Source organism: Pseudomonas sp. A1230, from assembly GCF_044218825.1.
GTDB lineage: Bacteria > Pseudomonadota > Gammaproteobacteria > Pseudomonadales > Pseudomonadaceae > Aquipseudomonas > Aquipseudomonas iridis.
On the sequence record NZ_CP162582.1, the window covers coordinates 2,447,149 to 2,460,483 of the forward strand.

Genomic DNA, 13,335 nt, shown 5'->3' on the forward strand with positions numbered 1-13,335 from the left:
CCAGACATTAAGTGATGCGCCAATAACTCCATAATCAATAGCTGAACTTCATCTTCACTTCCCCACCCTCTCGGTAGGACATGACAAACGATTTCCATGGTTCACCGCGCTGCACGGCATTAGCCTTTAATTCTTTTGCCAAAAAATACACGTCGGAGATATCAAAATCGATTTCGGCATCAGTTACCTCAACACCGTTTTTTTCAACGGCAATTCGGCTTCCATAAACCCCTGACTTACCTCTATTTCGTATCGAAAGGCGTCGTACCCGTGAACAATACCCCCTTCGACCATGTGAAAAATTTTTTTGACGATTTCTAGATCTTCTGTGATCACTCGATTATCTCCGGTATTTTTCGGGCTTCGTTTTCGAACACTACAGACTTGGTTTTACCGTCAATCGTGTAAAACACTTGCGGTGTGGCGATGTTGATGATCGGCACGCCGTTGCCCGCCCGGTCCAGCGAGGTGTTCGGGTTCGCCACCACGATGCCGTCGGCCTGAGCCCACATCGGTTGCCAGAACATGACGTTCGCCAGCAGAAACGCCAAACCGCGCTTGGGCATGCCCAGAAACGATTCACGGGGTTTCACGGCAGCAGCAGGCTGACGAGCGAGCAAGGCGAAGTGGCGGACGTCCATGTTTAAAATCTCATTCCAGCAGGCAGGAATACGGGATTGACGACAAGCGCAGTTGATCCAACAGGCCCGGACCTTGGCGCCCATGAGAGCAAACAAGGGTAAAGCTCGATTGCCAGCGCTTTGATATCAAATTGATGGCGCGATGTTAGATGGCCACTATTTTGGCGTCAATTAATAGATGCGTCCGCTGTCTGTCGCGGACGAATGGTCAAGGTAAAATCCAGCTCTCCATCAGTAAGCGCTCGATGCCACAACCAGCCTTCACACCGCAATAATCTGTAAACTCTCCCCTCTTTCGCCGCCCCTCATTTCCCCGCGGCCATCACCTCTTTAATTGTTGCGGAGTCCACCTTGCGTCTGTTTCACACCTCCGACTGGCACCTTGGGCAAAACCTGCACGGCCAGGAGCGCGATTTCGAGCATGCGTGCTTCCTCGAATGGCTGCTGCGCCAGTTGAAACTGGCGCAGCCGGATGTGCTGTTGATTGCCGGTGACATCTTTGACACGGTCAATCCACCGGTCAAAGCCCAGGAACGCCTCTACGATTTCATCGTCAGCGCCCACGAGCAGCAACCGTTGCTGACCATCGTGATGATCGCCGGCAACCACGATTCCGGATCACGAATCGAACTGCCTGCGCCGTTGATGCGCCGTTTGCGCACACACGCACTGGGCCGGGTGTTGTGGCTGGATGATGGGCAACTGGATGCCGAACGCCTGCTGCTGCCGTTGCCGGATAAAACCGGCGAAGTCGCCGCGTGGTGCCTGGCGCTGCCGTTCCTGCGCCCGGCGGAGGTGACCGGCGCGCATCTGGGTGACAACTATTTGCGTGGCATTGGTCAGGTGCATGAATGGCTGATCGAAGCGGCGAATGCCAAGCGCAAGCCGGGCCAGGCGCTGATCGCTATCAGCCATGCGCACATGGCCGGTGGTTCGGTTTCTGAGGACTCGGAGCGCAGCCTGATCATCGGTAACGCCGAAGCCCTGCCCGCCAGCCTGTTTGGTCCGAGCATCAGCTACGTCGCGCTCGGTCACTTGCACAAACCGCAGAAGGTCAACGGTGAAGAGCGCATTCGCTACAGCGGCTCGCCGATCCCGTTGTCGTTCTCGGAGATCGGTTATCAGCACCAGATTCTCGAGATCACGCTGGATGGCGAAACACTGGTCAGCGTCGAACCGAAACTGATCCCCCGCGCTGTCAACTTGCAGCGCATCGGCCCGGCGCCGTTGGCGGAAATCCTCGTGCAACTGGCGGACTTGCCGAACGTCGATCTGCTGGCCGAAACCCAGCGCCAACCATGGCTGGAGGTGCGCGTGCGCCTCGACGAGCCGCAACCGGATCTGCGTCATCAGGTAGAAACCGCCCTGCAAGGCAAAGCCGTGCGTCTGGTGCGCATCGCCGCCGAATACGCCGGCAACCGGGGTGCCGATGGCGTGGAGGACGGCACCGCGTTGATCGAACTTGACCAACTCACACCCCAGGAATTGTTCAGCCGCGCGTGGCTCGACAACTATGGCAACGAGGTCGATGAGCAAACGCTCAAGGACTTCGCCGAACTGTTGCAAGACGTGCAAATGGAGGGCGAGCAGCCATGAAAATTCTCGCCATTCGTTTGAAGAACCTGGCCTCGCTCGCTGGGCCGTTTGAAATCGACTTCACCGCTGAGCCGCTGGCCAGCGCCGGTCTGTTTGCGATCACCGGCCCGACCGGCGCCGGTAAAAGTACCCTGCTCGACGCCTTGTGCCTGGCGCTGTTCGGCGCCGTGCCGCGTTTGAACAATACCGGCCGTGACGCCAAAGTCCCGGATGCCGACGGCGAAATCGCCACCGGCGACCCGCGCACGTTGCTGCGTCGCGGCACCGGTGAAGGCTACGCCGAGGTGGATTTTGTCGGTATTGATGGCCGTCGCTACCGTGCGCGCTGGGAAGCCAATCGTGCAAGGGAAAAGGCTGGCGGCAAGTTACAGGCCAGCCGCCAGAGCCTGCGCGACATCGATCAGGATCAACTGCTCGCCAGCCAGAAAGGCGAATACAAGACTCAACTGGAAGCCGCGCTGGGCCTGAATTTCGAACAGTTCACCCGCGCCGTGCTGCTGGCCCAGAGTGAGTTCAGTGCCTTCCTCAAGGCTGACGACAACGATCGCAGCGAACTGCTGGAAAAACTCACCGACACCGCGCTGTACACCCAGCTCGGGCGCCGCGCCTTCGACAAGACCAAGGAGGCCCGCGAAGCGCACAAGCTGTTGCAGGATCAGGCCACCGGCGTCACCCCGCTTGCGCCCGAAGCCCGGGCGGAACTGGATGAGCGTTTAAATGCCGCGCAACAACAACTGAAGTTGCAGCAGACGCAGCTCAAGCAGCTTGAACAGCAGCACGGCTGGCTCAAGGAGTTGCGCCTGTTGCAGGAATCGCAGCAGGCCGCCACCGAGCAACTGCACAGCGCGCAACAACAATGGGAAAGTCTGGCCGGCGAGCGCGTGAAACTGACGCGCCTGGAGCAGCTCGGCCCGCAACGTCACCAGTTCGCGCGAAAAACCGAACTGGATGCGCTGCTGACACCGCTGGCTGCACAGATTGCCGCGCACACCCAGCAACATGCAGAACTGAGCAACCAGCAGACGCTGCTGGAGCAAAATCTGGCGGCGGCGAAAGTCACCCTGAGCGAGGCACAACAGCGTCAAAGCGAGAATGCCCCGCTGTTGCGTCAGGCCTTTGAAGAACAAAGCACCCTCGCTCGCCTCGCCAAGGACGCAGCCAGCAGCGCCGATGCCAAACAGCGTGCACAGCACGCCTGCACACAAGGCCAGAGTGACATACAAGCCTTGTTGGAAAAGCAGGGCCAGGTCACTGAACGCCTGCAACACATCGCCGCCGGGCTTGAGAAAAGCGCGCATCTGGCGCCATTGAGCGATGCGTGGAATGCCTACCGCGATCGCCTGCAACAACTGATGCTGATCGGCAACCGCTTGAACAAAGGTCAGGCCGAACTGGCCTCGCTCGAAGAGAGCGCCACGCGCAACGCTGAAGCATTTGCCGCACAAAAGCAGCAACTTGAAGTGCTGTTCAAGGAGGCCGGCGCCGAACCCGATGCCGTCGCCGAGCAGATCGGCATTCTCGGCAATCTGTTGCAGGACAATCGCAAGCAACTGCGCGCCTTCGAAGACCTGTCGCGCCTGTGGGCCAGCCAACAGGAGCTGCACAAGCGCAGCGGCGAGCTGCAACAACGCCAGCTCAGCGCCCAGCAGGAACGTGAGCGGCTGACCCAGGACGGCGTAAAAACCAAGACTGAACTGACCGTCGCCGAACAAACCCTCAACGTCACCCGCGAACTGCTGGAGCGTCAGCGTCTGGCCCGCAGTGCCAGTGTCGAAGAGCTGCGCGCGCAGTTGCAGGACGATCAGCCCTGCCCGGTCTGCGGCAGCAACGAGCACCCGTATCATCAGCCCGAAGCGCTGCTGCAAAGCCTTGGTCGCCACGATGAAAGCGAACAGGCCAACGCCCAGCAAGTGGTCGATCAGCTCAAGGAAAAGCTGGTTGAACTGCGCGCCGAAGTCGGTGGTGTCATTGCTCAGCAAAAAGAGCTGCTGCAACAACAGGAACAATTGGCCGCTCAGCAACAGGCGCTGGCGCCGAGCCTCGACGCTCATCCGCTGTCCGCGCAGTTGCATAATCAGGACGCCGAGAAACGCGACGCCTGGCTCACCCGCCAAAACGAGCAATTGAATCAGAGCATCGCTCAGGACGAACAACGCCAAGGCGCCCTGCTCACCCTGCAACAGGACGCCGCGCGCCTGATCCAGCAACTGCGTCAGGCCGAAACTGCGCATCAGCAAGCGGCGCAGCACTTGAGTAACCAGCAGCGCGAGTTGAGCAGCGATCGCCAGCGCCTTGATGAAGAACTCACCGCGTTTGGCAGCCTGCTGCCGGCGGACACTCTCGAAGCCTTGCGCCTGGAACCGGCTGCGACGTTCATGCAGCTCGACCAGCAGATTGCCGAGCGCCTGGCGCAAGTCGAGCAGCAGAAGGAAGAACTGGCCGAGCAGCAACAACGTCAGCAAACGCTGGAGAAAGAACAGGATCGCCAGCAGACCCGCGAGCAGCAATCGCAAGCCGCCGAACAGCAATTCAATGCGCTGGCCGAGCAACAACAGGCTTGCCAGCAAAAACTCACGCAACTGCTCGGTGAGCACAGCAGCGCCGACCACTGGCAGCAGCAACTCGAACACGCCGTTGAACAGGCGCGCAACGCCGAAACCGGCACGGCTCAAGAACTGCAAAATATCAGCACGCAACTCGTGCAGATCGCCGCTGAACTCAAGGCCCAGCGTGAACGTTTGCAAGCGCTGGAAAGTGAAGACAAGGATCTCGCCGGCAAGATTGCCGACTGGCGCGCCCGCCATCCCGAGCTGGACGATGGCGGTCTCGAAGATCTACTGCGGGTCGATGACACGCAACTGGCTGAATTGCGCCAACACTTGCAGCGCAACGAAAAAGCCATCGAACAGGCCAAAGTGCTGTTGCAGGAACGCGATCAGCGTTTGCTCGATCATCAGGCGCAGCACAACGGCAATCTCGATGCCGAACAACTCGCCAGCGCCCTCGTTGACCTGCAGAACCAGTTCAACGTCAGCGAGCAGCAATGCGCCGAATTGCGCGCCGAACAGGCTGAAGACCAGCGCCGGCAGAACGCCAATCAGGCACTGGCGCAGCAAATCGCCGACGCCTACGCCGAGTACCAGCGCTGGGCACGTCTGAGTGCGCTGATCGGTTCGGCGACGGGCGACACTTTCCGCAAGATCGCCCAGGCCTACAACCTCGATTTGCTCGTGCACCACGCCAACGTGCAGTTGCGCCAACTGGTCAAACGCTATCGCCTGAAACGCGGCGGCAGCATGCTCGGCCTTCTGGTGATGGATACGGAGATGGGCGACGAATTGCGCTCGGTGCATTCGTTGTCCGGCGGCGAGACGTTCCTGGTATCGCTGGCCCTTGCGCTGGGCCTGGCATCAATGGCGTCGAGTACGCTGAAAATCGAATCGCTGTTTATCGACGAAGGCTTTGGCAGTCTTGATCCGGAATCCCTGCAACTGGCGATGGATGCCCTCGACGGCTTGCAGGCGCAGGGCCGCAAGGTCGCGGTGATTTCCCACGTGCAGGAGATGCACGAGCGGATCCCGGTGCAGATTCAAGTGCTGCGCCAGGGCAACGGACTGAGCACGCTGGAGGTGAAATGAATACGCTGTATTCATTCCGCCGCTGCCCCTACGCCATGCGCGCGCGAATGGCCCTGCGTTATTGCGGCGTACCGGTGGAGATTGTCGAGGTCAGCCTCAAGGCCAAACCCGCCGAGATGCTCGCGATCTCGCCAAAAGGCACGGTGCCGGTGCTGGATGCGGACGGTCAGGTGATCGACGAAAGCCTGGAAATCATGCGCTGGGCGCTGGCACAGAATGATCCGCAGGATTGGTTGCTCAGCGGTGATGCTCGGGTTGCCGAGTTGATCGAAGCCAATGATCAGGTGTTCAAGGTCCATTTGAATCGCTACAAATATGCCGAGCGCTATCCCGAGCAGCCGATGGAAGTTTATCGGGCCGAGGGTGAGATGTTTTTGCGCAGGCTCGAAGAGTTGCTTGAAGGGCGCGATTACTTGCTGACGGATCATCCGAGCCTGGCGGATGTGGCGTTAATGCCGTTCGTACGCCAGTTCGCTCATGTCGATCGCGAGTGGTTCGCGCAGACGCCATACGTTCGTTTGCAGGCGTGGCTTCAGCGATTCCTCGAATCCGAGCTCTTTACCTCGATCATGAAGAAATAACCACGGGGTCAGGCCAAAACCTGGCACATGCCGAGGGCCGAGCAATCCACTTCGAACGGCCCGAGGAAGTTCGCTGCGGCCTTGCTCGGCGGATTGCCGGCCAGCAGCCCCAGCGTATTCGCCCGCTCAATGTCGTGGGCGATGTTGTGATTGGCCTCGATGGCCCGCGCCAGCGCTCCCACCGAGCCTTGACCAATACCCAGCAACGATGCGCCGTTAGTCATCAATGTGAGACTGGCGATAACCCAAAGCCTGTAGCCTTTCATGCGCCGCCGACTCCTGCGAGTTCCGCCGGGTCGACCATCACGCTTTGCGAGCGGTGTTCGAACTGAATACCGGGACTTGCGACCTGAATCGGTGCGTCGAAACTGTGTTCCATCTGCGATGAGATGCTGACGATCAGCACCAGCGCCAGGTAAAGGCCGATGGCCAGGTAGGCGCCGAATTTGGCAGAAGAGATGATTGTGCTGGCCATGGTGTTCTCCCGTGGGCATGTTTCGATGCCCACAGAATCGATCAAAAAAGCTGTGGCAACCACTCAGGGTTTCCCATAGTGAACATCAGCTTCGTTGATCATTAAGCCAGTCTATTTCGGTGTTGAATAAAACCTATTACACGAGGATTTTTCGCACCCACAAACGTGTAGGAGCTGCCGAAGGCTGCGATCTTTTGACGTTGAGGATCAAAAGATCGCAGCCTTCGGCAGCTCCTACAGGGGAGTTGTGTCTGTGTGCTCAATGTTGGGCTTTGTGATCCAGCGCGGCGTAGAAGTTGGCGCTCTGTTGCAGATATTTCTGGGTGTAGCTCTGGGCGTGGGATTTTTTGCCGTTGATCTCGACGTTGGCACTGGCTGGCAAAACCACGGTGGCGGAGATGGCGGAAGCGGCGATGACGGAGAAGAGATTGAAGTTCATGGCGGTAACCCTCGTGTTCGGTTGGCTTGCTTGCCCGGTTGGGCTGTGGAGCCAACTTAACGCTCGAGGGTTGATCGCTTGAAATGCTTTGTAACAGTAGCAGTTATCAGCGCGATTAATACATAGAGACAGGCCCCGTGAATCGGGGCCTGTGGCTTATTGTCGCACTACAAACTTGAGATCGCTGGGCGCATCCATCGGCAGTTTCTGCACGGTTTTACCGAGCAGGCCGGTCTTGCCATCGCGTTCAACGACGACGATCTCATTGCTCTTCTGGTTGGCAATCAGCAGGAATTTGCCACTCGGGTCGAGACTGAATTCGCGCGGGTGATCACCGTCCACCGAACGTTTTTGCAGTTCCTTGAGCTGGCCGGTGGCCGGATCAATGCTGAACACGACCAACTGATTGGCAGTGCCACGGTTGCTGACGTAGAGGAATTTACCGTCAGCGCTGGCATGCAAAGCAGCGGCTGCCTTATCCGAGGTCGGCTGGCCAGCCGCAAGATCAACCAATTGCGTCTGGGTCAGCACGCCATCGTTGTAATCGAATACGGCGACTTGAGCGCTCATTTCCATGGTCAGCCAGGCGTGTTTGCCATCAGCACTGAACAGCAGATGACGCGGACCACTGCCCGCTGGCATAGGCACGGCAGCGGTTTTCGCCGGTGTCAGTGGCAGCTCCGGGTTGGCCTTCGGGTCGAACTGGTAGATGAAGACCTTGTCCGCGCCCAGATCATTGGAGAACACGTAACGGCCGTCCGGCGAAGAGACCGTCGAGTGCACATGGTTCGACGCCTGACGCTCGGGATTGACCCGGCTCGCCGGGTGCGCGCTCATCTGCACCACCGGTTTGAGTTTTCCGTCTGCGCCTACCGGCAACACCGCCAGGGTGCCGCCCGGATCTTCCATCACCGAATAGTTGCTGACGAACAAATGGCTGGCGTCATGGCTGAGGCTTGAATGGGTCGGCTCGTTGCCCAGGCTTTGGACTTGATTGATCAGGCTAAGCGCATGGGTTTTCGGATCAATCGCATAACTGCTGACGCGACCGACCGGATCGGTCTGGCCTGGACCGTTTTCGTTGACCACGAACAAGCGTTTCTGGTCTTTGGACAGAGTGAGCCACGACGGGTTTTCGCTTTTCACCACTTGCAGTGGTTTGGCTTCGATCTGACCGGTGGCGCTATCGAAGCTCATCCGATAGATGCCTTGGCTGGCGCCGGCAGTGTAAGAGCCGACCAGCAGCTGGAAGCTTTCAGCGGATGCACTGGAAAGGCCCATCGCACCGACGCTGCCGGCCATCAGCAACGGCCAGAATTTACGCATTTTCATCAGTTTCATCCTCGTCGTCGCTGCTGCTGACGACGTCGCCGTGGCAGACCAGGCGGTGTTCGCCGATAGCTTTGGTCTCATTGAAATAACCGACGATCAACCAGCTCTGCAGAGAATCATCGAAGGTGGCTGCAGCGACCTGCGCCGGCGTGAATTCCCAATGCTTGGCCGCTCGGCCATCAATGCATTCGATGTGCAGATTGTCGTCTTCATCGAGGGCGAATTCGAAAGCGTGCAGGCCGTCGATTTCGACCATACCGCAGTGTTCGAGGGCGTTGAGAAGGGTTTGGGCAGTCATGGTGAACAGTCTTTCTAGGGGGGAAAGAGCGAATGATAGCTTATTGTCGATGCAGATCCCTGTGGGAGCTGGCTTGCCAGCGATAGCAATCTGTCTGACACATCAATGTTGGATGTGCCGCAGTCATCGCTGGCAAGCCAGCCCCCACAGGTTATGCGTGTTGCCTTACAACGCTTCGCGCGAAGGCTTGCCATCCACCAGGCGCTGGATACGCAACGGGTTGGCGTTTTTCAGCGGTTCCGGCAGCAAGCTGTCGGGGTAGTTCTGGAAACACACCGGACGCAGGAACCGATCAATGGCCAGTGTGCCGACCGAAGTGCCACGAGCATCGGACGTCGCAGGGTACGGGCCGCCATGGACCATCGAATCACACACCTCGACACCGGTGGGATAGCCGTTGAGCAGGATGCGCCCGACCTTCTGTTCCAGCAGCGGCGTCAACTCCGCGAACGCTTGGAAGTCCGCCGGCTCGCCGATGATCGTCGCCGTGAGCTGCCCGTGCAAACCGTTTAATGCGGCACTGAGTTGCGCCTGATCGGCCACCTCGACAATCACCGTGGTTGGGCCAAAGACTTCTTCCTGCAGCACTTCATCGCCGTTGATCAACAGGCTGACATCCGCTTTGAACAGCTGCGGCTGCGCTTGATTACCCTGCTGCGGATTGCCGGCCAGATGTTCGATGCCCTGGTGCGCGAGCAGCTTCTGCAAGCCGTTGCCGTAACTGCCAAGGGTGCCGGCATTGAGCATGGTTTGCGCCGTTTGGTCGCCGATCAAGCCTGCAACCTGCTGCACGAATGCGCTGAACTCAGGCGAGCGAATACCGATGACCAAACCCGGATTGGTGCAGAACTGACCGCAGCCCTGCACGACCGACGCGGTGAGGTCGCGAGCGACGCTTTCCGAGCGAGCGGCCAGCGCCTGCGGCAAGACGATGACCGGGTTGATGCTCGACATCTCGGCAAACACCGGGATGGGTTGCGGGCGTGCCGCAGCCATGTCGCACAACGCACGTCCGCCCTTGAGCGAACCGGTGAAACCGACAGCCTGAATCGCCGGATGCTTGACCAGCCACTCGCCGACGCCACCGCCATAGATCATGTTGAAAACACCCGCTGGCATCTCGGTTTTTTCCGCCGCTCGAATCAGTGCATCAGCCACCAGCTCGGCCGTGGCCATGTGACCGCTGTGCGCCTTGAACACCACCGGGCAACCGGCAGCAAGTGCCGATGCGGTGTCGCCACCGGCAGTCGAAAACGCCAGCGGAAAATTGCTCGCGCCGAACACAGCGACTGGACCGAGGCCGATGCGGTACTGACGCAGATCCGGGCGCGGCAAAGGCTGGCGATCCGGCAACGGCAGGTCGATCCGCGCGCCATAGAAATCGCCACGGCGCAGCACTTTGGCGAACAAACGCATCTGGCCGCTGGTGCGACCGCGTTCGCCCTGAATGCGCCCAGCCGGCAACGCGGTTTCGCGGCAGACCACGGCGACGAAATCATCACCGAGCGCATCCAGTTCATCGGCAATCGCGTCGAGAAACTGCGCACGACGCTCAGCGCTGAGGCTGCGATAGGCCGGGTAGGCGGCAGCGGCGGCTTTGGCGGCGGCGTCAACTTCTTCGGCCGTGGCCTGGATGAAATCGTGAGGCAGTTGTTCGCCCGTCGTCGCGTCAACGCTTTGCAGTTTGACGTTGCCGGCAGCGCTACGCTGACCGCCGATGTAGTTGTGACCGAGAATCTGAGTCATGGGATCTCCTTAAAGGGTGCCGATGCTGTCCGGTTCGAAAACGGCCTGAACCGGGGCGATGCCATTGATCAGCGGTGCGCCGAATTCGGCCTGGCTGATTTCGAAAACGTCGCCCGGTTGGGTGCGAATGCCATCGGCGAACGACAAGGTCGCGGTGCCGAAAAAGTGAATATGCACGTCGCCCGGGCGCAGGAACTGGGTGTACTTGAAGTGGTGGTATTCGAGGTTCGCCAGGCTGTGGCACATGTTGGCCTCGCCACTGAGGAACTCGTTCTGCCACAGCACTTCACCGTCACGCAGGATGCGGCTGGTGCCCGCAAGGTGTTGGGGTAGCTCACCGACGCGAAGTTCCGGACCATAACTGCAACTGCGCAATTTCGAGTGGGCCAGGTACAGGTAGTTCTTGCGCTCCATGACGTGATCGGAGAACTCGTTACCGACGGCGAACCCTAGGCGATACGGCTTGCCGTCGTGGCCGATGATGTAAAGGCCGGCCATTTCCGGCTCTTCACCAGCGTCTTCGGCAAACGGCGGCAACGGGAAGGCTTCGCCGGGACGCACGACGATGCTGCCGTCGCCCTTGTAGAACCATTCCGGCTGAACACCGGCCTGCCCCGCCGCCGGCTTACCGCCCTCGACGCCCCATTTGAAGATTTTCATGGTGTCGGTCATCGCGGTTTCGTCACCGGCCTGCTGGTGCATCTTGTCGCGGGCCGAGGCGCTGCCCAGATGCGTCAGACCGGTGCCGCTGACCAGCATGTGCGCCGGGTCCGGGTGATCGAGTGGCGGCAGAATGCGCAGGTCTTTGAGCAATTGCGCATAGTCGTGGCTGCTGCCTAGGCCGAGGGTTTTGACTTGCTGCTCCAGAGTGCCGCCGGCTTCGATGGCGGCCAGGGCCAGATCACGCACGTTGCGGGCGGCCTGCACTTCGCGCACCACAGCGCCTTCGACCACGCCGACGCGGCGCTCGCCGTTACTCAATTCGAATTGAACCAGATGCATGTTTTTCTCCTATTCCTTCAAAAACACCGCAGATCCCTGTGGGAGCTGGCTTGCCAGCTCCCACAGGGGCGTGTCAGGTGCGTGTGGCACCGCGGGCACTCGCGGCAAACTGGTCAGGCGGCAACACGTGCTTACGCTCCAGCACGCGATACACCACGCCAGTCAAAATCAAACCAAACACCATCACCCCCGACAGGAAGTACAACCCCGAAGCCAGATTGCCCGTGTGTTCCTTCAGCGCCCCGATCACGAATGGCCCGATGTAGCCGCCGAGGTTGCCCACCGAGTTGATCAGCGCGATCCCCGCCGCCGCACTTGCGCCAGCAAAGAACCGCCCCGGCAAGGTCCAGAACACCGCCGTGCAGGAAAACAGTGCAAACGCCACCAGACACAGCGCCGCCAGTTGCGCCACCGGCAACGAGAGCCAGGCACTGAGGAACAAGCCAATCGCGCCCAGCACATACAACACCGCCAAATGCCCGTAGCGATCGTTCATGCGATCGGAACTGCGCGGGATGATAAGCAGGCCGATGATCCCGAAGATGTACGGCACCGACGATACGAATCCGGTCACCAGATCACTGCCACCGAACTGTTTGATCAACGTCGGCAGCCACAAACCGAGGCCGTAGATGCTCAGGGTCACCGGCAGATAGAACAGCGCCAGCAGCAACACGCGTTTGTCTTTTAGCGCATTTAAAGGATTGCCGTGACGGGTCTGGCCATACGCTTGCAGATCCTTTTTCAGCTCACCGGTCAGCCAGTCTTTCTCGTCCTGATCCATCCACTTCACCTGTTGCGGACCGTCAGGCAACCAGCGCAGCACCGGCCAGGTCAACAGGATCGCCGGGGTGCCGATGACGATGAACAGCCACTGCCAGCCGTGCAGGCCGAGAATGCCGTCCATGCCCAGTAAACCGCCGGACACGGGACCGGTGATCATCATGGCGATCGGTTGCGAAAGAATGAACAGCCCGAGGATCTTGCCGCGATGGCGCACCGGGAACCATTGGGTGATGTAGTAGAGAACCCCGGGGAAGAACCCTGCCTCTGCCGCGCCGAGCAAAAAGCGCATGACATAGAAGCTGTGCGGGCCCTGGACGAAAGCCATGCCGATGGTGATCGCGCCCCAGGTGATCATGATCCGCGCGAACCAACGCCGCGCGCCGAAGCGTTCGAGCATCAGGTTGCTGGGAATTTCAAAAAGGAAATAACCAATGAAGAACAGCCCGGCACCGAGGCCATAGGCCGCATCGCCGATGCCGATGTCGGCGCCCATGTGCAGCTTGGCGAAGCCGACGGCGGAGCGATCCACATAGGCGATCAGGTACAGCAGGATCAGGAAGGGAATCAGTTTCAGTGTGATGCGCCGTATCAGGCGCAATTCCTGGCTCATGAGATCGGTCTCCGATTGTTGTTTTTATAGAACCTCGGGGGACGCCTCTCGCGGAAAACCGCCAGGGCCATCCCTCCGTCGAAAACGACTATATAGTATTACTAATTACCCAACAACACTTCCAAACCGCCGAATTTGAGCTTATATTAGGCCATCACTGGAACACTATAGTCATACAATAAGAGAATCGA

At 59.4% G+C, this 13,335-nt stretch carries 11 protein-coding genes and 1 pseudogene; 3 read left to right on the plus strand and 9 right to left on the minus strand.

All coding sequences use genetic code 11. The features are described 5' to 3' along the window. Window positions 1-416: 416 nt before the first annotated feature. Window positions 417-641: pseudogene (locus AB4P97_RS11480) on the minus strand (hypothetical protein); the annotation flags it as partial. A gap of 351 nt (window positions 642-992) precedes the next feature. Between AB4P97_RS11480 and AB4P97_RS11485 the strand changes: the two are divergent. Genes AB4P97_RS11485 through AB4P97_RS11495 form a run of 3 tightly spaced genes read left to right on the plus strand, consistent with a single transcriptional unit; the run spans window position 993 to window position 6,456 of the window. Continuing rightward, window positions 993-2,237, plus strand: coding sequence for an exonuclease SbcCD subunit D C-terminal domain-containing protein (locus AB4P97_RS11485; RefSeq protein ID WP_395598514.1), 1,245 nt, complete (start codon window positions 993-995; stop codon window positions 2,235-2,237). Next, the gene (locus tag AB4P97_RS11490; protein ID WP_395602678.1) at window positions 2,234-5,875 is read left to right on the plus strand and encodes an AAA family ATPase; all 3,642 of its coding nucleotides are present in this window, start codon (window positions 2,234-2,236) and stop codon (window positions 5,873-5,875) included. The genes AB4P97_RS11485 and AB4P97_RS11490 overlap by 4 nt, the downstream gene beginning before the upstream one ends. Further along, entirely contained in the window at window positions 5,872-6,456 is a 585-nt protein-coding gene (locus tag AB4P97_RS11495; RefSeq protein WP_273875475.1) for a glutathione S-transferase, read from the plus strand. Before AB4P97_RS11490 ends, AB4P97_RS11495 begins: the two co-directional genes overlap by 4 nt. 8 nt (window positions 6,457-6,464) lie before the next feature. Here the strand turns inward: AB4P97_RS11495 and AB4P97_RS11500 are convergent, their stop codons facing one another. From AB4P97_RS11500 to AB4P97_RS11535, 8 genes are all read right to left on the minus strand, one after another. Next, window positions 6,465-6,722: a hypothetical protein gene (locus AB4P97_RS11500; protein WP_395602679.1), complete on the minus strand. Its 258-nt coding sequence runs from the start codon at window positions 6,720-6,722 to the stop codon at window positions 6,465-6,467. Beyond that, complete coding sequence (locus AB4P97_RS11505; protein WP_042559498.1) at window positions 6,719-6,931, minus strand: hypothetical protein; 213 nt, start codon at window positions 6,929-6,931, stop codon at window positions 6,719-6,721. Before AB4P97_RS11505 ends, AB4P97_RS11500 begins: the two co-directional genes overlap by 4 nt. A gap of 259 nt (window positions 6,932-7,190) precedes the next feature. Beyond that, on the minus strand, window positions 7,191-7,370 hold the full coding sequence (locus AB4P97_RS11510) for a hypothetical protein (protein ID WP_042559499.1): 180 nt from the start codon (window positions 7,368-7,370) through the stop codon (window positions 7,191-7,193). Window positions 7,371-7,526: 156 nt separating this feature from the next. Continuing rightward, window positions 7,527-8,702, minus strand: coding sequence for a lactonase family protein (locus AB4P97_RS11515; RefSeq protein ID WP_210623525.1), 1,176 nt, complete (start codon window positions 8,700-8,702; stop codon window positions 7,527-7,529). Beyond that, window positions 8,689-9,000, minus strand: a complete 312-nt coding sequence (locus AB4P97_RS11520; protein ID WP_038368119.1) for a DUF5629 family protein — start codon at window positions 8,998-9,000, stop codon at window positions 8,689-8,691. Before AB4P97_RS11520 ends, AB4P97_RS11515 begins: the two co-directional genes overlap by 14 nt. Before the next feature lie 165 nt (window positions 9,001-9,165). Beyond that, window positions 9,166-10,746: an aldehyde dehydrogenase (NADP(+)) gene (locus AB4P97_RS11525; protein ID WP_395602680.1), complete on the minus strand. Its 1,581-nt coding sequence runs from the start codon at window positions 10,744-10,746 to the stop codon at window positions 9,166-9,168. 9 nt (window positions 10,747-10,755) lie between these two features. Beyond that, the gene (gene araD1, locus AB4P97_RS11530; protein WP_395602681.1) at window positions 10,756-11,748 is read right to left on the minus strand and encodes an AraD1 family protein; all 993 of its coding nucleotides are present in this window, start codon (window positions 11,746-11,748) and stop codon (window positions 10,756-10,758) included. Between the two features lie 73 nt (window positions 11,749-11,821). Further along, window positions 11,822-13,144: an MFS transporter gene (locus AB4P97_RS11535; protein WP_395602682.1), complete on the minus strand. Its 1,323-nt coding sequence runs from the start codon at window positions 13,142-13,144 to the stop codon at window positions 11,822-11,824. Window positions 13,145-13,335: the final 191 nt, after the last annotated feature.

Coding starts and splice junctions, on each gene's coding strand:
- AB4P97_RS11515 (WP_210623525.1), bottom strand. CDS start 8,702: ATGAAAATGCGTAAATTCTGGCCGTTGCTGATGGCCGGCAGCGTCGGT.
- AB4P97_RS11505 (WP_042559498.1), bottom strand. CDS start 6,931: ATGGCCAGCACAATCATCTCTTCTGCCAAATTCGGCGCCTACCTGGCC.
- AB4P97_RS11525 (WP_395602680.1), bottom strand. CDS start 10,746: ATGACTCAGATTCTCGGTCACAACTACATCGGCGGTCAGCGTAGCGCT.
- AB4P97_RS11495 (WP_273875475.1), top strand. CDS start 5,872: ATGAATACGCTGTATTCATTCCGCCGCTGCCCCTACGCCATGCGCGCG.
- AB4P97_RS11510 (WP_042559499.1), bottom strand. CDS start 7,370: ATGAACTTCAATCTCTTCTCCGTCATCGCCGCTTCCGCCATCTCCGCC.
- AB4P97_RS11535 (WP_395602682.1), bottom strand. CDS start 13,144: ATGAGCCAGGAATTGCGCCTGATACGGCGCATCACACTGAAACTGATT.
- araD1 (WP_395602681.1), bottom strand. CDS start 11,748: ATGCATCTGGTTCAATTCGAATTGAGTAACGGCGAGCGCCGCGTCGGC.
- AB4P97_RS11490 (WP_395602678.1), top strand. CDS start 2,234: ATGAAAATTCTCGCCATTCGTTTGAAGAACCTGGCCTCGCTCGCTGGG.
- AB4P97_RS11500 (WP_395602679.1), bottom strand. CDS start 6,722: ATGAAAGGCTACAGGCTTTGGGTTATCGCCAGTCTCACATTGATGACT.
- AB4P97_RS11520 (WP_038368119.1), bottom strand. CDS start 9,000: ATGACTGCCCAAACCCTTCTCAACGCCCTCGAACACTGCGGTATGGTC.